Raw genomic sequence first — 16,541 nt, forward strand, 5'->3', positions numbered from 1 at the left:
GAATTCAGCCGGCGTCGGCGGCTTCCGCCGCGGGCCCGGACAGGATGACGTTGCCCTCGAAGATCCGGCGGGCGGTGCGGATGAGGCTGGCGCGGCGTACGGTGCCGTCCTCCGCGGTCTCGAGATCGATGCTGATCTTGCCGCTCGGATGCTCGACGAGGACGGCGCCCGAGCTGTCGCCGGGGGCGGCGAGGTCGTAGGCGACCGTTCCCGGCGTGCGGGCCGCAACAGCCACGCACAGCGCCCCTGTGACGGCATGCGCCTTATGAGTGCGATGGGGCACGAGATAGCGCGAGGTGATCGTGCCGTCCGCCCGGCGCGGCTCCGACAGGATCCCGATTTTGGGCACCACGGCGTTGGACACGTCGCCGAGGCCCATGCGGCGCCCGGCCTCGCGGCGCATGATCTCGAGCCGGCCGAACAGGTCGCGCCGCGCGTCGAGCTCGTCCGGCGTCTCGTTGCCCACAAGCCTGAAATCGGCGGCGCGCACCATCATCATCGGCATGGCGTAGTCGACGAGGCTGACCTCGATGCCGTCGATCGTTTCTCGGCGCTCGCCCGTGGGAAACAGGCCGCTGGTCTTGGATCCCGTGGCGTCGAGAAAGGTGAGCTTGATCGGGGCAGCCGAACCCGTGACGCCGTCGATCTCGGCCGACCCGTCGTAGGTCACCGCGCCGCCTGGCGTCTGCACCACGGCATGGATGCTCTTGCCGGTGTTGCGGTTGAAGATGCGCACCGTCGTCTCGGCGTCGCTCGGCTGGACGAGGCCGGCCTCGATGGCGAAGGGGCCGACGGCCGAGAGCATGTTGCCGCAGTTGGGGTTGGTATCGACGACCGCCTGCGTCACGCCAACCTGCGCGAAAAGGTACTCAACGTCGATGCCGGGGCGCGTCGAGGGCGAGATGATCGCGACCTTGCTGGTCAGCGGGTCGCCGCCGCCGATGCCGTTCACCTGAAGCGGGTCGGGCGAGCCCATCATCTGGATCAGCACGCGATCCCGGCTCGCCGGATCGGCCGGCAGGTCCCGCTCCAGAACGAAGGGGCCGCGCGATGTCCCGCCTCGCATGAGAACGGTGGGGATGAGCTTGCGCGAGGGAATGGCGTGATAGGTCATAGGCTCTTGCGTCCGATGCACCAATGTCTTGTATTGATGCAGATAGGCCGGATCGGAAGCCGCGTTAAATGCAAATATTTCAGGATTTATTGCGCTATGAGCATTAATTGCGAGATGCTGGATCTCCGTGCTTTTCTCTCCGTCGTGGAACTCGAAGGGTTTCATAAAGCCGCGGAAGCACTCCATCTCTCGCAGCCCGCGCTGACGCGTCGGATCCAGAAACTGGAAGCGGCGGTGGGCGCATCCCTTCTCGAGCGAACGACCCGCCGCGTGGCGCCGACTGCGGTCGGGCGGGAACTGGTGCCACTCGTCAAGCGCATGCTCGACGAGTTCGACACCTCGCTCTTCTCGGTGCGGGAGCTTGGGCAGCGCCAGTCGGTGGTGGTGACGATCGCCTGCCTACCGACGGCAGCCTTCTATTTCCTGCCGCGCGTCATCAAACGGTTCAACGAGCAGTACCCGCAGATCCGCTTTCGCATTCTCGACCTCAGCGCCTCGGACGGGCTGGCGAGCGTGGCGCGCGGCGAGGTCGAATTCGGCATCAACCTGTCGGCCTCGTCCGATCCCGACCTCCAGTTCACGCCGCTGATGGACGACCCCTTCGTGCTCGCCTGCCGGAAGGACCATCCGTTGGCAGCGGGCCGCGACCCGATCCGCTGGTCGGAACTGGAGGGGCATCGGCTGATCACGGTCGGGCGATCAAGTGGCAACCGGACGCTTCTCGACGCGGCTCTCGCCCGCTCAAGCCTGAGGCTTCAATGGTTCTACGAAGTGACTCATCTGTCGACATCGCTCGGCCTTGTAGAGGCGGGGCTTGGCGTCTCGGTGTTGCCCATGTTGGCAACGCCCCAGGATGACCACCCCTACCTCACGACCCGTCCGCTGGTAGAACCGGAGGTCTCCCGCTCGATCGGGGTGGTGCGCCGTCGCCAAAGCCGCCTTTCGCCCGCGGCCGGACATTTTCTGGAAATGCTCCTGGGCGAGTGGCGCGAAGTTGCGGACGAGGCAACCGCACCGCTCACCGGACATTCGGCCTAAGCCTCTCGACTGAAAAAAACGAAGCCCACTGATGTGAATATCGCATCAAAATGAAGGAAAGTTGCATTTATCGCAAACGAGAAAGCATGTCAGCATTACGATGTTGGAGGGCATCGGGAGGATGGACTACATGCCGAGCGTGGGCTTTTCGAGACGTTCGTTGTTGAAGGGAGCGGGCTCTGGGGCTGCAACCGTCGGACTTTTGCTTGCGTCCGGCGCCCGAGGCTCAGCCCAGACCGGCGCTCCGCGATCAGCATCGGCGACGTCCCGCACGGCTGTGGCCGACAGCGGGCCGTTCAGCCCCGAAGGCCTCCTGGAGATGGAGCGGGCGGTCTACGAACTGCCCACGACCTCGCTGCTGGTCTACGACGGTGACCGGCTGGCCTACCAGTACGGCAACGGCAGCGACGTCAGCTATCTCGCCTCGGCTCGCAAGAGCATCCTGTCGATGCTCTACGGCAAGTACGTGGCCGACGGGACGATCGACCTCGACGCCACGCTCGCCGATCTCGATATCCAGGACAACGAGACCCTGAGCGAGGCGGAGCGGCAGGCGACCGTGCGCCACCTCCTGTCCTCCGGTTCGGGCGTCTACCATCCGGCCGGAAGTCCCGGCGGCGACGACAACAATCCGCCCCGCGGCTCGAAGGCGCCGGGCAGCCACTTCCAGTATAACAACTGGGACTTCAACGTGCTCGGCGCGATCTTCGAGAAGCGTACCGGCCGGACGCTCTTCGAGGCGCTGCGGACCGATCTCGCCGAGCCGCTCGGCTTCGAGGACTACGACATCGCCCGACAGAAGATGCTCGGCTACGGCAACCGCTCCCGCTACCTCGCCTACCACATGTTCCTGTCGGGCCGGGACATGGGAAAGCTCGGACAACTCATGCTCCGCCGGGGCGAGTGGAAGGGGCGGCAGGTCGTGCCCGCAGACTGGGTGGCCGAGAGCACGAAGGAACGCTTCACGTCGGCCCAGACCGCCGGGCCCAGCGGCTACGCCTATCTGTGGTGGACGCCGGAGAGGGCGGGCGAGGCCTGGAAGGGCTCCTATCTCGCCAACGGCAATCTCGGCCAGTTCATCCTCGTCCTGCCCGCCATCGACACGGTGATCGTGCACCGGCGCGCGGTGACGGACCAGTATGCGATGGCCCGCAACTTCGGCGAGACGGCCTACCTTCCGCCTGCCGTGAAGGTCGGGACGTTCCTCGAGATCGCCGACCGCATCGTCGCCGCCCGCGCCTGACTCGCAATACTCCCGCGCTGGACCGACGCGCCGCCGAGCGGCGGCGGTGCCCGCGTGTCCGCAGCGCATGCTGTTTCCCAAGGACCGTTCCATGAATTCAGCCAAGATCGTTTTCGCGACTGCGATGCTGCTCGCCTCGTCCGGCTCCGGCGCCATGGCCGCCGCACTCGATGCGGGCGCGTGCGCGGCACTCGACGGCCGAACCATCGCTCCTGGGGACATCAGCCTGGAAACGGGCGGCGCCGAGGTCCGCGGAGCCGAATGGACGACGCCCGCCGGCACGAACCCCTTCTGCAAGGTCTCCGGCACGACGATGCCCGTCGATCCGAAGGCGCCGCCCATCGGCTGGCAGGTCAATCTGCCCGCGACCTGGAACGGTCGCCTCCTCCAATACGGCGGGGGCGGCTACAACGGCATCCTGCCGGAGACGACCGAGCCGGCGATCCACGGCCCGTTGGATGGGCCGGTGCCGCTGGCGCAGGGCTATGTGACCTTCGGATCCGACAGCGGCCACACGGCGCAAAACACCAACGATGCCTCCTTCGCCGTCAACGACGAAGCCTTGGCGAACTATGCGTCCCTGCACATCAAAAAGACGCTCGACGTGGCGGCGGCGCTGGCGAAGGCTGCTTATGGTGAAGCGCCGCGCGCGGTCTATTTCGCCGGCGGTTCGACCGGCGGCCGGGAGGCCTTGACCGCAGCGCTGCGCTGGCCGGAGGCCTACGACGGCGTCATCTCCTATTATCCGACGGCCAACTTCGTCGGCCTGCGCCTTTGGGGCGCGGCGTTGAACCGGGCAATCTACGACGACGCATCCGCTGGTTGGATTGCGCCGGACCTCGTGAAGGCCATCGCGGCCTATGCCACGGAGCATTGCGACGGCCTCGACGGCGCAAAGGACGGGCTGGTCAGCAATGTGAAGACATGCCGCACCCGGTCTCAGGCCGTGGTGGACCACTTCGCCTGCAAGGACGGCCAGGCAGCAGGCGCTTGCCTCACGCCGGTGCAGATCGAGCGCACGATCAAGGTCTACCACGACGGCTACACGCTGCCGTATCAACTCGCCAACGGCTTCGACCGCTATCCCGGCTACAACAGCCTGGAAGGCGTGGTGATGAACCTGGGGACGCAAGCGGCCTATGCCGAACCCGTCGTGTCGGGTCCCAATGCCCATCACGCGGCGCGCGCCTACGAGTTCTTCCAGCACTTCATCGCACGAGACGAAAAATTGGACTACCGCAGCTTCAACATCGCCGACCCCGGGCCCTACCGCGAACGGCTGCTGGAGATCTCCGAGCTCGCCGACGCCAACGATCCCGACCTGTCGGCCTTCGAGGCGGCGGGCGGGAAGATCATCCTCGTACAGGGCACGGAAGACCCGAGCGTGACGCCGCTTGGGACCGCCGCCTACTTCGGGAAGGTGAAAGAGGCGATGGGGGCGGACAGGGTCGCGTCTTTCATGCGCTTCTACATGCTCCCCGGCCTTGCGCACGGGAAGGGAAGCTTCTCCCCCGCATGGGACAGCCTCGCCGCGCTCGACAACTGGGTCACGAATGGCGTCGCGCCGGCCGGCTACGTTGCGACCGATACGACGGGGTCGGCGACGCGGGGACGAACTCTGCCGGTCTGCGAATATCCAAGTTGGCCCCGATATGCCGGGTCCGGTGACGTACGGGACGCGTCCAGCTTCACCTGCGCCCTCGGCGATTGAAGGTTTGGATAAAAGGAGAGGTCGCGGCATCTCTTTGCACTCGGCAAGAGGCGCGTGGGGCTTCGAGGCGCAGGGTCGCGGATTGCAGGGATTGCCGATCGACGTCCGCTGGCTCTGCGCAGATGCCGACGAGGGACCGCCGCGTTTTGTCACTAATGGTTCCCTGTGCCGTCGAAGGTTCGACAGCACGTCCCTTGCTGACCCTTGGCGATAGTCGTGGACACAGCCTAACGGCGATGTTGCCGGTGGAGTTACGGCTGCCTTTGAGCGACGCCACGAACATAGAGAATGGCGTTGATGGGTCGCTAGCGGTTCTTCGAGGTGCCATTGCCTGCGGTGGTCATGGATTGGCGCCGCTTGCCATCTTGCGGGTCATGATGCGGGCGTTGGCCGCGTGGGTCGGGTCGAGGCCCAGAGCGGCGAGGACCGTCGCGAGTTCGGCATGGGGGTCGGCGGCCAGTCGCTCGTACGTCAGTCGCAGCGGCGCGATCGCGTGGGCGGCGAAGAAGCGCTCCCACGCTCGGTCGTCCGCCGCGAGCCCCTTCTGCGCGACAGCCAACGCCTCCGCGTCGATCGGTGCGGCTCGCATGGGTGCGGTGCGCTCGCGCTCCGAACCGTCCGGTGATACATGCCAGAGCCCGCTTTGTTGCGCCCGCAGGAGCGAGGCGGCTTGCGCGGCCCGATCGTCCCGCGACAGATGGATATAGCGCGTCGGTCCGAACGCTCGACCAAGCAGGGTGGGAAGGTCGCCCTCCTGCCCCAGCGCGGTCCCCAGCCTGCGCGTCGCGTCCTTCAGGCTGGCAGGCATCAATCGCAGGCCGAACACATCGGTGCCGGCGCGCCCGGCCTTTGCCATGGCGCAGACGTAGGCGCGGTCGAAGGCCGGATCCTGCAAATCCGCCTGTCCCTCGACGCCCCACCCGTCCGCCCATTCGTCGATGTCTTCGGCGCGAAAGTAGGAGTGGGGCCGTCCCGCTACCCCGCTGGTCGCCAGCAGGTCGCATAGGAGCGTGCTGCCGGATCGCGGCGTCGCGCAGATGACGTAGGCTGAGGCGCGCATGTCGGACCGCCCTGTTTCGGGCAGGCTACCGAACGATCGACCGAGTGCGAAGGGGCGAACGAGGTTGTCGTGCTTGCGCATGTTGGATGCCCCGATACGGGTCGCCCCGCAAAGCGTGAGGCCCGACGTTTTTCCAAGGTCGCCTCCGAGTCGTCCCGAGCGTCTTCGGCGTCGCGGTGCCGAAAGGCATGGCGTCCCTGTTGTTCCCTTCGACCTCGCGCGTCGACAGCCTCCTTAATCCAACCGTTGCGAAAAGAGCCGAGGCCGTTCGAAGGGAGGGCTTGCAAGAAGTCTGCAATGCCGTATGCTTTGCGACACAAAGTTCAGTGAAACGATCGAAGTTCGAGGGGGGCGATGGTGAGAGAGCTGGACGATGCCCTGGCTGATATCGAGGCGATCCGTCGCCGCGTCGCCGCCGGTACCGTATTCCGGGGCCTCGGCCCCCTGGCGCTGGCCGCGACCGCTCTGATCGCCCTGGGATTGGGGACGCTGCAAACCGTGGCGCCGCCTCAGACGTCCCTGGCCTTCTTTCTCGGATGGATCGTCGCGGCCGTGATCTGCGTCGGTGTGATCGCCGCCGAGACGATGGTGCGCGCCGGCCGCGCTCATGGTGGTCTTGCCGATGCCATGCTGCACCAGGCGATCCAGACGTTTCTTCCGGCCGGAGCGGCGGGGGCCGCTTTTGCTGCCGTTGTCGGGCGCTTCGCGCCGGACGACGTGTGGATGATCCCCGGTGTCTGGCAGGTGTTCGTCGGGCTCGGCCTCTTCGCGGCGACGCCGTCGCTGCCGAGAGGGGCCGTGTTGGCCGCCGCCTGGTACTTCACCGCCGGCTTTGCGGTGATGATGCTTTCGGCGGCCCGACCCGAACTGTCGCCCTGGGCGATGGCACTCCCCTTTGCCGTCGGGCAGGCCATGCTCGCCGTGGTGGTCCACCGGGCCTCGCTGCCGGGGGCCTCTGATGTCTGACCGCGCCGCTCCCTTCGCCTATGACGGGCTCGACCGCATTATTCACGAGAAGGCGAGGCTCGGCGTCATGACCTCGCTCACCGGCCAGCCGAAGGGCCTGGGCTTTGCCGACCTGAAGCGTTTGTGCGGACTGACCGACGGCAATCTCAGCCGTCATCTTCAGGTACTCGAGGAGGCCGGCTTCGTGCGCATCGACAAGGCCTTCGTCGGCAAGCGCCCGGCAACGACCTGCTTCCTGACGGACAAGGGGCGCGAGAGCTTCCTGAACTACCTCGAGATCCTGGAACAGGTCGTTCGCGACGCCGCCGCCGCATCGAAGCGCGGCCCTGCCGGCGTCTTGCCCAAACCCGCCTGAGTTTTCATTTGCCTTGGAGCTTTGCAATGCAAAGTGATATCCATCACAAAATCCATCTTGGCATCATCATGGACGGCAACGGTCGCTGGGCGACCCGCCTCGGACATGAGCGAGGCTGGGGGCACCGCGAGGGCGTTCGCGCCATTCGGCCGGTCGTCGAGGCGGTGCGGGACGCAGGCGTCGGCACGCTCACGCTCTACGCATTCTCCAGCGACAACTGGCGACGTCCGGCGGCGGAGGTCGCAATCCTCCTGCGTCTTCTCGGCAGCTATCTCAGGGACGAGATCGAAAGCCTCGTGCGCGCCGGCATACGCCTGACCGTCATCGGACGGCGCGACCGGCTGGGCGTCCGCCTGTCCCGGCGCATCGCCGAGGCCGAGGCGCGCTCGGCTATGGCCGAGCGGCTCCATCTGCGCATCGCCTTCGACTATTCCTCGCGCGATGCCATCGTGGAGGCCGCGCGCCTGGCCGGGCCGAACATCACGCGCGACGATTTCGCCCATCGCCTTTCGGGCGGCGTGCCGGACCTCGACCTCCTGATCCGAACCGGTGGCGAGCAACGGCTCAGCGACTTCCTCCTCTTCGAGTCCGCCTATGCCGAACTCCTGTTCACGCCTCGGCTCTGGCCAGACTTCCGGCCCAGTCACGTCGAGGAGGCGCTGGCCGAATTTCGCACCCGCCAGCGCCGCTTCGGCGCGCTTCCCGGCCCAGCGGTGGCGGCATGACGCCCGTCGCGTCGATGGCCCGCGTTGCTCGCAGCGGCCGTTTCCCGTCCGTGCTGCCGCGCGGTCCGATCTCGCGCCTACGCGTCGGCCGAACGCTTCTGGCGACGGGCGGCATCGTTGCGGCAGGAAGCCTCGTCGCCGCCGCCACGCATACGCCGGCACTCCAGAGCCTTGGCCTCGGCCTCGCCTTTCCCGGCGGAGGCTTCAGCCTTTGCGGCGCGGGCTCAACGATACCGGATGTCACGGCCTTCTGGCTCGGTGGCGCCTCGCTCGCCGCCTTCGGCGTCTGCGTGTTCCTGTGGTTCGCGACCGGAAACGTCTTCGCGCCGCCCGCCGTCTGGCTGCTCTCGGCGGTCGCCGCGTCCGGCTACGCCCACCATCGCGGATGCCTGTCGAGCGATGGCGCAGGCCTGTCCATCCTCGGTCTTGTGCTGGCTGCAGGTCTTGGCGCAGCGGCCGTCAAGGCCATGCGACCGGTTTCGGCCGGGCGGCCTGCGGGCGAGGGGGGTGCGGTTCCACCAGCGCCAATCCTGCCGGTCCCCTGTCTTCGAGAATCCGTCGCGTCGGGCGATCTCGACGACGATGACCTGGCCCGTCTGCGCTTCCTTCTCGACCGCGCCCTCCAGCCCCTCGACCGCTTCGACGGCTTCGAACGACTCGATGCGTTCCAGTCGGCAGCGCTGCGATACCAGTTGCAGTTTTCGGGCTGCGCTCTCGCCCTTGTCCAGCGACATCGCCTTCCGGGCCTTCAAGCCTACCTGACCGACGCCCAGGCGAACCTGATCGAAAAGGCGCGCGATCATCGGGTCTGGCGCTACTGGCTGCTCGAAAGCCTCTGGGGCCGTGGTCGGCTCGACCCCGATCCGATCGCCGTCGACAACGTCATGTATGCGGGCTTCTGCGCGACGCAGATCGCGTTGTTCCAGGCCGCTTCCGGCGACCGGCGCTTCAGCCGCCGCGGCGCCTTCTCCCTCCAGCACCCCTCCGGCCGCCGGTTCGAGGCCGACTTCCCCTCGCTCGTCGCGGGCCTGGCGGATCAGCATGCGCGCTCCGCCTTCGGCCTCATAGCCTGCGAGCCGAACTGGCTCTTTCCGGTCTGCAACAGCATCGGCTACGTCGCGCTCGCGGCCCGTGACGCGCAAGTCGACGACGACCTCTGGCACCGTATGGCGCCTCGCCAGGAGCACATGATGAGGGCCGAGTTCCGCGACGCGCGCGGCCGCTTCGTCACCTGTCGCTCGAGCCTGACGGGCTTGGCCATGCCGTCCGTCGGCGGCGTTCTCACCCAGCTTTTGCCGAGTTTCTTTCTGAACGCCACCTTGCCGGACCTCGCGCGCGAGAACTGGCAGCGCCTGCGCGGCGAACTCCTGCGTGCTGGCCCCGGATCGGACCGCGTGCGGCTCGAGGCCTTCTGGCCGATCGATGTCGGCAACTACCGTTTCACGCGGATTGCGGGTCTGAGCGGTGCCGCCGCGACGGCGGCGGAACTCGGCGATCGCGAGGTGGCGGACGCCATGCTGGAGGCGCTCGATGCGCGCCATCCGATCAGCGTGGCGGCGGGCCGTGGACATCGACCCCGGGCCTCCATCTGGTCGCACGCCTTCGAACTGATGGCGCGGTGCGGTCGCTCCGACGGACTTCGCGACCTCGTGCGATATCCCTCGTCACCCGGCTGCGTCGCGACAACGCCGCATGTGGCCGCCTGTCCCTATCCCGCCGCGCTCGTGGCCGGAGCCAGGATGCGGGACGACGCTCTCGACGTCACGCTCGTGTCGGGAGACGGCGGCGCGCCGATCTCCTTGGGGCTCGGGGGGCTGAACCCGTCGCGCGCCTATCGACGGTCGGACGACGCCTCCTTGTTCCGGAGCGGGCCGGACGGCAAGGCCACGATCGAGGTGGCCTTGGGCGCCGGTCGCCGCCGCATCCGCATCGCGGAGGCCGCCTGATGGCCTGCTGCATCCTGGCAGGACTGCTCTTTGGCGCCGTCCTCAGCGTTTCACGCGCCATCCGTGGCCGCCTCGGCCATCGCAAGGACCCTCTCGACTGGAGACTGGAGCCATGATCCCGCTGGACAGGGAAACCGCTGCCGCGCCCGCGTCCTATCTCGGTCGGCGCCTGCGCAGCTTCGGCCATGCCCTGCACGGGATCGGCCACATGGTCGCCACGCAGCCGCACGCCCGCCTTCATCTTCTCGCCGCGGGGCTTGTGGTGGCAGGAGGCTGGGCCCTGTCGATCGATGCCACGGACTGGATGGTCGTCGTGCTGGCCTGCGGCCTGGTGCTGGCCATGGAAGCGGTCAACACCGCGGTGGAACACCTTTGCGACGTCGTTTGCCCGACGTGGAGCGAGGATGTCCGAAGGGCCAAGGATGTCGCGGCCGGTGCTGTCCTGATCGCGGCCATCGCGGCCGCCGTGGTCGGCCTCCTCGTTCTGACGAAGACCGCAGGGTAGGGAACTGGACGGAGAATCGATCTCGAGACCGCGCAGGTCTGGCGCACCTCCGAACCTCCCGATCTCGCCAGGTCCCGGACCGGAGCAACGGTCCGGCCCAACCCTCCCTGTCCCGATCGCAGCACGGTTGCGGGGGCGAGGCTTCGGCTCGTCCGCCGTTGGCGATGGACGGTCGTCCGCGGCTCGTCCCCTTTCCAGTGGGCCCGTGCTTGCGGGCCCGCCACCTGACGGCGCAGGGCGGGAATGCACGTCACCCCATTCGGCGACGCGGCGTGCCGAGCCGCGTTCGCAGGATCACGGTGCCCGGTCGAGCGGCGCCTCGCCCGCCACGATGCGTTCCCGCTCGGCTTCGTGGCGCTGGTGAAGCTCGAGGTAGCGCGGGTTCGCGCTCATGTCCTCGCCCTGCTCGTTGCGCCGCGAAAGGCCGAGATACTCGACGCTCTCGTCGGGCGTCAGGCCGACGAAGATCTCCCGGCCCTGCTCGTCCAGCGTGATCGCGCGCATGCCGCGCAGGAACGCCTGTTCTGCCTCGTTCAGGTCCATCCACGTCCTCCTCTTCGAACCGGCGGGAATATGGCGGACGGCTCGCCGGCGGCCATGGGGCCGGCTCGGCACCGGATTTCCCGCCCGCCGGGCCTACTCGATCAAGGCGCGGCGCAGGTTGTGCATCATGGCGAGCGCCAGGATGTCGGTTTCGTCCTGGCTGTTCTCCATCGACATGTGGAGGGCTTCGGCGAACTGGCCGGGCTTCAGCGCGCCGTTGTCCTCCAGGCAGCGCACGAGGGCGCGCATGGACAGGCGATGGGTCTCGATCAGGGCGGACAGGACCTCGCGGTCCGGCGTGGGTTTGGCTTTCATCATCCGAACCTACACCCGCAACCGGTCCCTGACACGAACCAAAGCGTCCCGTGTCGGCTCCTCAGGGTGTCGCCGGGCCGCCGTTCGTGGCGGTGCCGGGTGTGTTCGACGAGCCCGCCCCTTGCGTCGGGCCGGCGCCGCTGCCGGCCTTCTGGGCGGTGCCGCCGCCCTCGCTGTTGCAGCCGGACAGGGCCATGACGGCGCCGAGCGTCAGCACGGCGAAGGTCAGGTGTGGCTTCATGTCTCGAAATCTCCTGTTGGGTGGGGAACAACGACCGGGCGCCCGATCGGTTCGCTCCGCCGGTTCTCCGCGGGACAGCGGCCTGCGAGGCGGCTGTCGGGCCATCCGCTCTCATCGCCGCTCCGCCTCCTCGTCGCCCTGCAGGGCCACGGCGATGTCGACCGCCGTCACCGCCGCCACGAAGGCGAGCGCTCCGATCCCGCCTTCGCGTTGCGGGTTGTCCGGGCTCGCGGCCGGAGCGAGCGTGGCCAGGTCCAGGACATCGCCTGCCACACGCGCCCACACCATCGAGACGGGTCGATCGGAGGCGAGGATCAAGGCACCGGTCGCGATCTCGCGCAGGCCATAGGCCTGGAGAAGCGTGGCCGGGCCGGGGGCGCCGGTGCCGCGCTTCAAGGCGCCGGGCGCCAGCAGCTCGCCGAGGCCCAGTGCGATCGAGACCCAGCCGAGGCCGCGGGCCAGGGACTGGGCCCGGTGGTTGGTCCGAAGATGGGGGCGCGTGCGGGACATCGTCGCTCTCCTGGAAAGGAACGGCAACGACGGCTTCCGCACGCGGGTTCGCCCGGGGGAGAGGGGACTTCATGCGTCTCGGCTACGGGTGTCGCGGCTAACGAAACGGGGCCGCGACGCCCTGCCGGTCACATCATCCGTTCGTGCAGGTTGCCCAGGATCCAGATCGTGCCGCCCGCCATCAAGGCGATGATCAGCGAGGTGAAGAGGATCAGCTGGAGGTCGTCGCGGGTCGAGCGGTCGAGGCTGATATGGAGAAAGAAGCGGAAGTGCACGACGATCTGCGCGAGCGCGGCGAGGCCGATCGCGGTCAGCACCCAGCGGCCATCCAGACCAGCGGCCACCAGGCTGAACGGAAGCGCGGTCAGGAGAACGGCGAGAGCGAAGCCCGTCAGATAGGAGCGCAGCTCCGCCCGCCGGCCCGCCTCGCGCCGGGCCGCACGCTTGGCGCCGGTTTCGTGGGGGAGGCGTGCGCTCATGAGGACAGTCCCACCAGGTAGATCACCGAGAAGAGGCCGATCCAGACGACGTCCAGCATGTGCCAGAAAAGCGCCAGGCGCATGACGCGCAGCTTCACCGCGGCGCTGAGGCCGAAGCGGAAGACCTGCGCGATCATCACCGCGATCCAGAGGCAGCCGATCGCGACATGCAGCCCGTGCGTCGACAGGAGGACATAGAGAGCCGACAGGAAGCCGGAGCGCTGGGGCGGCGCCCCTTGCGCCGACCAGTCGGCGAAGTCCTTGAGTTCCAGGCCGAGGAAGGCGAGGCCGAGAAGAAGCGTGAGCGCGAGCCAGCCGACGAGGCGCGAGCGCGGATCCTCGTACTTCAGCGCGAGCGAGGCCATGCCGAACGTGAGGCTCGACAGAAGCAGCAGCCCGGTCTCGAAGGCCGCCGGCCCGAGCGTGAGGATGTCGCGCGGGCCCGGCCCCCCGTCGGTCATGGGCACGGCCGTGGCGTAGACGGCGATCAGCAGCGCGAAGAGCACCACGTCGCTCATCAGGAAGACCCAGAAGCCGAACACGGTCTCCTCGGCTTCGGCGTGGGCGAAGGTGTCGGTCTCGGCGAGGTTGAGGCCAGGATGGCGGGTGTCGTGGTCGGCGATGGCGTCGCTCATGCGCTGGCCTCCGCCAGACCCATGTTGCGGGAGGCGGTCTCGTCGTCGCGCCCGACCGGCTCGGCCGCGCGGACCTGTCGGAGCCAGCGCGCCTCGTCGCGTGCGATGCGGCTCGCGGGAATGGTCTCGGTCAGGTCGGTCTGGAACGAGCGGGCGATCGTGGTGGCGACCACGAACAGGAGCGAGGCGATCGCCAGCCACCAGATGTGCCAGACCACGGCGAAGCCGCAGGCCGCCCCGCCCATGCCGATCAGGAAGGCGACGCCGGTGTTGCGCGGCATCTCGATGTCGGTGTGGATGAAGCCCGGCCGGTAGGCCTCACCGCGCTTCTTCTCCTGCGCGAAGGGATCGCGCTGGTCGACCACCGGCAGGGCCGCGAAGTTGTAGGCCGGTGCGGGGGCGGGGATCGACCATTCCAGCGTGCGCCCGTTCCATGGGTCGCCGGCGGGAACGGCGAGCGCCGCGCGCCGCCGGATCGAGACGGCGAGCTGCGTGACGAGCGTCGCCAGCGCGGCGAGCAGGAAGGCGGCGCCCACGGCCGCAACGATCATATAGGGAAGGTAGGCGGGGTTGTCGTAGGTCACGGTGCGCCGTGTCATGCCCATGGCGCCGAGCACGTAGAGCGGCATGAAGGCGAGCGTGAAGCCCGTCACCCAGCAGCCCCAGGACAGGCGTCCCCACCATTCGTCGAGCCGGAAGCCGAAGGCCTTGGGGAACCAGTAGGTGTAGCCCGCTAGCATCCCGAACAGGAGGCCGGGGATCAGCATGTTGTGGAAGTGGGCGACCAGGAACAGCGAGTTGTGCACCTGGTAGTCGATCGCCGGGTTGGCGAGGAGGATGCCCGTCAGCCCGCCGATCACGAACAGCATCATGAAGGCGAGCGCGTAGAGCATGGGCACGGCGAAGCGCACGCGGCCCCGGTACATGGTGAAGATCCAGTCGAAGATCTTCACCCCCGTCGGCACGCCGATCGTCATCGTGGCGATGCCGAAGGCCGCATTGATGTCGGCGTTTTGGCCCATGGTGAAGAAGTGGTGCACCCAGACCGTGAAGGAGAGCACCGCGATGCACATGGTGGCCGCCACCAGCGCCTTGTAGCCGTAGAGGAACTTCGAGGAGAAGGTCGAGACGACCTCGGAATAAACGCCGAAGGCCGGCAGGATCAGGATGTAGACCTCGGGATGGCCGAACAACCAGAACAGGTTGGCGAAGTTCATCATGTTGCCGCCCCCGTCGTTCGTGAAGAAGTGCATGCCGAGGTAGCGGTCCATGGCGAGGAGCCCGGTCGCGACCGTGAGCGGGGGCAGGGCGAAGATCATCAGGATCGCGGTGCAGAGCGCCGTCCAGCAGAAGAGCGGCATGCGCATGAGGTGCAGGCCCGCGCAGCGCCGCTTGTAGATCGTCACCGCGATGTTGACGCCGGTCAGCGTCGAGCCGATCGAGCCGAGCGTCAGCGCCACGATCCAGTAGTCCGGCCCGACGCCGGGGCTGAAGGTCGCGTCGGTATAGGGTGGGTAGCCGCTCCAGCCGCCGGTCGAGAACTTGCCGATGACGAGCGAGGCCATCATCAGGCCGGCGCCGCCCGCCGTCAGCCAGAAGCTGATCGCGTTGAGGAGCGGAAAGGACACGTCGCGCGCCCCGATCTGCAGCGGCACCGCGAAGTTGATGAGCCCGGTCAGGAACGGCATCGCCATGAAGAAGATCATGATCGAGCCGTGGGTGGAGAAGAGCTGGGCGAAGTGCTCGGGCGGCAGGTAGCCCGGCGCGTTCAGCGCCAGCGCCTGCTGGAGGCGCATCATCGAGCCCTCGACGATGCCGCGCGACATCATCACGAGCGAGAGCACGACGTACATGATGCCGATGCGCTTGTGGTCGAGCGTCGTCAGCCACTCGCGCCACAGCCAGCCCCAGCGCCCGGTCCAGGTGAGAAGCGCGACGACGGCGATGGCGCCCACCACCACCAGCGAGGCGGCCGCCGTCGCGATCGCGCTGTAGAAGGGCAGGGCGTCGAAGGACAGGCGCCCGAAGAGAAGCGTGCCCCAATCAGTGGCCATCGTGCGCGCCCTCCATCTCCGGCATCGGGTCGGCGACCGGCAGCGGCACGGTCGACGACGCCATGCCGCCCGTCATCTCGTGCGCCATGGCGGGCCGGTGGCGCGCGACGAAGCGCGCGAAGAGGTCCGGGGGAACCTGCGAGAAGACGACCTGATCGCCCGGCGCGCCGAGCGCCTGCGCGGCGTCGCGCGCGCTGCCCTGACGCGTCAGGGTCGCCAGCGCCGCGTCGTCCAGCGGGCGGTCGGCGAGCTGCGCGGCCCGCACGAAGTCGGCAAAGCCTCCCGCCGGCAGCGCCGAAACGGAGAAGCGCTGGTTCTGGAAGCCCATGCCGTTGAACTGCGTGTTGTGGCCGCGCCGCTCGCCAGGGCGGTCGGCCAGAAGGTTCAGCTCCGTCACCATGCCAGCCATGGCGTAGATCTGGCTGCCGAGCGCGGGGATCGCGAAGCTCTGCATGACGGTGTCGCTGGTGAGACGGAAGCGAACGGGGCGCCCGGCGGGAATGGCGAGCGTGCCCACGCTTGCGATGCGCTCATCGGGGTAGATGAACAGCCACTTCCAGTCGAGGCCGACGACCTCGATCTCGAGCGGCGCCTCGGCGGCGGCCGAGGCGATCGGCCGGTAGGGATCGAGAGAACGCGCCTTCCAAATCACGCCGCCGAGCACGATGACGATGATGATCGGCACCACCCAGATCGCGATCTCGATCGGCCAGGAGAAGCCCCAGTCGGGCGTGTAGCGGGCGCGCGTGTTGGTGCGCCGGTAGCGCCACGCAAACAAGGGCACCAGCACCAGCACCGGCACCACCACGAGCGACATCCAGGCGACGACCTGGAAGAACATCGACCGTTGCGCCGCCGCCACGGGGCCGAGCGGGTCGAAGAAGGACAGCGGTCCCATGGCGCAGCCAGCGAGCGCGAGCGGCAGCGCCATGGTCGTCGCCCTCCGGGCGATCCGATAGCCCTGCCGGGTACGGGCGGGCGCTGGTCTCCGGTCGATCCGGTGAACTCTGGGCACGTCGTCTCCTCGGCGAGATCCTTGAGCGAGACACGTCCGCGTGATGTCCCATAGCGGGCGATATAGAGGCCCCGGGCGAGCCTGTA

General features: G+C 67.9%; 18 protein-coding genes. 8 read left to right on the forward strand and 10 right to left on the reverse strand.

Translation table 11 applies throughout. From position 1 onward, the window contains the following. Nucleotides 1–4 precede the first annotated feature (4 nt). On the reverse strand, nt 5–1,114 hold the full coding sequence (locus BLQ76_RS04000) for a 4-oxalomesaconate tautomerase (RefSeq protein ID WP_090669096.1): 1,110 nt from the start codon (nt 1,112–1,114) through the stop codon (nt 5–7). A gap of 96 nt (nt 1,115–1,210) precedes the next feature. Here BLQ76_RS04000 and BLQ76_RS04005 point away from each other — a divergent pair, with 96 nt between their 5' ends. From BLQ76_RS04005 to BLQ76_RS04015, 3 genes are all read left to right on the forward strand, one after another. After that, on the forward strand, nt 1,211–2,152 hold the full coding sequence (locus tag BLQ76_RS04005) for a LysR family transcriptional regulator (protein ID WP_090669099.1): 942 nt from the start codon (nt 1,211–1,213) through the stop codon (nt 2,150–2,152). 277 nt (nt 2,153–2,429) lie between these two features. Then, nucleotides 2,430–3,395, forward strand: coding sequence for a serine hydrolase domain-containing protein (locus BLQ76_RS04010; protein WP_244519460.1), 966 nt, complete (start codon nt 2,430–2,432; stop codon nt 3,393–3,395). A 91-nt stretch (nt 3,396–3,486) separates the two neighbouring features. Next, a complete protein-coding gene (locus BLQ76_RS04015) occupies nt 3,487–5,106 on the forward strand; it encodes a tannase/feruloyl esterase family alpha/beta hydrolase (protein WP_210184139.1) in 1,620 nt (539 codons plus the stop codon). 340 nt (nt 5,107–5,446) lie between these two features. Here the strand turns inward: BLQ76_RS04015 and BLQ76_RS04020 are convergent, their stop codons facing one another. Beyond that, nucleotides 5,447–6,247 carry a Stf0 family sulfotransferase gene (locus BLQ76_RS04020; protein ID WP_090669105.1) on the reverse strand — a complete coding sequence of 267 codons (801 nt, stop codon included), beginning with the start codon at nt 6,245–6,247 and terminating at the stop codon, nt 5,447–5,449. A 276-nt stretch (nt 6,248–6,523) separates the two neighbouring features. On the opposite strand from BLQ76_RS04020, the gene BLQ76_RS04025 reads away from it, so the two are divergent. The 5 genes from BLQ76_RS04025 to BLQ76_RS04045 all read left to right on the forward strand — a co-directional run bounded on the left by BLQ76_RS04025 (nt 6,524) and on the right by BLQ76_RS04045 (nt 10,663). Continuing rightward, nucleotides 6,524–7,132 carry a hypothetical protein gene (locus BLQ76_RS04025; RefSeq protein WP_090669626.1) on the forward strand — a complete coding sequence of 203 codons (609 nt, stop codon included), beginning with the start codon at nt 6,524–6,526 and terminating at the stop codon, nt 7,130–7,132. Next, nucleotides 7,125–7,487 carry a winged helix-turn-helix domain-containing protein gene (locus BLQ76_RS04030; RefSeq protein ID WP_090669108.1) on the forward strand — a complete coding sequence of 121 codons (363 nt, stop codon included), beginning with the start codon at nt 7,125–7,127 and terminating at the stop codon, nt 7,485–7,487. Before BLQ76_RS04025 ends, BLQ76_RS04030 begins: the two co-directional genes overlap by 8 nt. A gap of 26 nt (nt 7,488–7,513) precedes the next feature. Beyond that, a complete protein-coding gene (uppS, locus tag BLQ76_RS04035) occupies nt 7,514–8,212 on the forward strand; it encodes a polyprenyl diphosphate synthase (RefSeq protein WP_090669111.1) in 699 nt (232 codons plus the stop codon). Continuing rightward, nucleotides 8,209–10,158, forward strand: a complete 1,950-nt coding sequence (locus BLQ76_RS04040) for a linalool dehydratase/isomerase domain-containing protein (protein ID WP_139183917.1) — start codon at nt 8,209–8,211, stop codon at nt 10,156–10,158. The genes uppS and BLQ76_RS04040 overlap by 4 nt, the downstream gene beginning before the upstream one ends. Before the next feature lie 112 nt (nt 10,159–10,270). Continuing rightward, nucleotides 10,271–10,663 (forward strand): diacylglycerol kinase family protein, encoded by a 393-nt coding sequence (locus BLQ76_RS04045; RefSeq protein ID WP_090669119.1) that lies wholly within the window; start codon nt 10,271–10,273, stop codon nt 10,661–10,663. 294 nt (nt 10,664–10,957) lie between these two features. Here the strand turns inward: BLQ76_RS04045 and BLQ76_RS04050 are convergent, their stop codons facing one another. The 8 genes from BLQ76_RS04050 to BLQ76_RS04085 form a co-directional block, all read right to left on the reverse strand. Beyond that, complete coding sequence (locus BLQ76_RS04050) at nt 10,958–11,206, reverse strand: hypothetical protein (RefSeq protein ID WP_090669122.1); 249 nt, start codon at nt 11,204–11,206, stop codon at nt 10,958–10,960. A 93-nt stretch (nt 11,207–11,299) separates the two neighbouring features. Then, entirely contained in the window at nt 11,300–11,521 is a 222-nt protein-coding gene (locus BLQ76_RS04055; RefSeq protein WP_139183918.1) for a hypothetical protein, read from the reverse strand. Between the two features lie 61 nt (nt 11,522–11,582). After that, nucleotides 11,583–11,762, reverse strand: a complete 180-nt coding sequence (locus tag BLQ76_RS04060) for a hypothetical protein (RefSeq protein ID WP_090669127.1) — start codon at nt 11,760–11,762, stop codon at nt 11,583–11,585. A gap of 111 nt (nt 11,763–11,873) precedes the next feature. After that, complete coding sequence (locus tag BLQ76_RS04065) at nt 11,874–12,272, reverse strand: hypothetical protein (RefSeq protein ID WP_090669130.1); 399 nt, start codon at nt 12,270–12,272, stop codon at nt 11,874–11,876. Nucleotides 12,273–12,400: 128 nt separating this feature from the next. Further along, on the reverse strand, nt 12,401–12,751 hold the full coding sequence (cyoD, locus tag BLQ76_RS04070) for a cytochrome o ubiquinol oxidase subunit IV (protein ID WP_090669133.1): 351 nt from the start codon (nt 12,749–12,751) through the stop codon (nt 12,401–12,403). Further along, nucleotides 12,748–13,386: a cytochrome c oxidase subunit 3 gene (locus BLQ76_RS04075; protein WP_090669136.1), complete on the reverse strand. Its 639-nt coding sequence runs from the start codon at nt 13,384–13,386 to the stop codon at nt 12,748–12,750. The genes cyoD and BLQ76_RS04075 overlap by 4 nt, the downstream gene beginning before the upstream one ends. Then, nucleotides 13,383–15,440, reverse strand: coding sequence for a cbb3-type cytochrome c oxidase subunit I (locus BLQ76_RS04080; protein WP_090669139.1), 2,058 nt, complete (start codon nt 15,438–15,440; stop codon nt 13,383–13,385). The genes BLQ76_RS04075 and BLQ76_RS04080 overlap by 4 nt, the downstream gene beginning before the upstream one ends. After that, nucleotides 15,430–16,371 (reverse strand): cytochrome ubiquinol oxidase subunit II family protein, encoded by a 942-nt coding sequence (locus BLQ76_RS04085; RefSeq protein ID WP_139183919.1) that lies wholly within the window; start codon nt 16,369–16,371, stop codon nt 15,430–15,432. Before BLQ76_RS04085 ends, BLQ76_RS04080 begins: the two co-directional genes overlap by 11 nt. Nucleotides 16,372–16,541: the final 170 nt, after the last annotated feature.

It is taken from the genome of Aureimonas jatrophae (assembly GCF_900104035.1).
In the GTDB taxonomy this organism is placed as follows: Bacteria; Pseudomonadota; Alphaproteobacteria; order Rhizobiales; family Rhizobiaceae; genus Aureimonas; species Aureimonas jatrophae.

What these genes read in the sequence shown, in the direction of transcription:
- BLQ76_RS04050 (WP_090669122.1), bottom strand. Translation starts at nt 11,206, where the DNA reads ATGGACCTGAACGAGGCAGAACAGGCGTTCCTGCGCGGCATGCGCGCG.
- BLQ76_RS04020 (WP_090669105.1), bottom strand. Translation starts at nt 6,247, where the DNA reads ATGCGCAAGCACGACAACCTCGTTCGCCCCTTCGCACTCGGTCGATCG.
- BLQ76_RS04060 (WP_090669127.1), bottom strand. Translation starts at nt 11,762, where the DNA reads ATGAAGCCACACCTGACCTTCGCCGTGCTGACGCTCGGCGCCGTCATG.
- BLQ76_RS04040 (WP_139183917.1), top strand. Translation starts at nt 8,209, where the DNA reads ATGACGCCCGTCGCGTCGATGGCCCGCGTTGCTCGCAGCGGCCGTTTC.
- BLQ76_RS04055 (WP_139183918.1), bottom strand. Translation starts at nt 11,521, where the DNA reads ATGAAAGCCAAACCCACGCCGGACCGCGAGGTCCTGTCCGCCCTGATC.
- BLQ76_RS04080 (WP_090669139.1), bottom strand. Translation starts at nt 15,440, where the DNA reads ATGGCCACTGATTGGGGCACGCTTCTCTTCGGGCGCCTGTCCTTCGAC.
- BLQ76_RS04000 (WP_090669096.1), bottom strand. Translation starts at nt 1,114, where the DNA reads ATGACCTATCACGCCATTCCCTCGCGCAAGCTCATCCCCACCGTTCTC.
- BLQ76_RS04045 (WP_090669119.1), top strand. Translation starts at nt 10,271, where the DNA reads ATGATCCCGCTGGACAGGGAAACCGCTGCCGCGCCCGCGTCCTATCTC.
- BLQ76_RS04075 (WP_090669136.1), bottom strand. Translation starts at nt 13,386, where the DNA reads ATGAGCGACGCCATCGCCGACCACGACACCCGCCATCCTGGCCTCAAC.
- cyoD (WP_090669133.1), bottom strand. Translation starts at nt 12,751, where the DNA reads ATGAGCGCACGCCTCCCCCACGAAACCGGCGCCAAGCGTGCGGCCCGG.
- BLQ76_RS04085 (WP_139183919.1), bottom strand. Translation starts at nt 16,371, where the DNA reads ATGGCGCTGCCGCTCGCGCTCGCTGGCTGCGCCATGGGACCGCTGTCC.
- BLQ76_RS04015 (WP_210184139.1), top strand. Translation starts at nt 3,487, where the DNA reads ATGAATTCAGCCAAGATCGTTTTCGCGACTGCGATGCTGCTCGCCTCG.
- BLQ76_RS04030 (WP_090669108.1), top strand. Translation starts at nt 7,125, where the DNA reads ATGTCTGACCGCGCCGCTCCCTTCGCCTATGACGGGCTCGACCGCATT.
- uppS (WP_090669111.1), top strand. Translation starts at nt 7,514, where the DNA reads ATGCAAAGTGATATCCATCACAAAATCCATCTTGGCATCATCATGGAC.
- BLQ76_RS04065 (WP_090669130.1), bottom strand. Translation starts at nt 12,272, where the DNA reads ATGTCCCGCACGCGCCCCCATCTTCGGACCAACCACCGGGCCCAGTCC.
- BLQ76_RS04005 (WP_090669099.1), top strand. Translation starts at nt 1,211, where the DNA reads ATGAGCATTAATTGCGAGATGCTGGATCTCCGTGCTTTTCTCTCCGTC.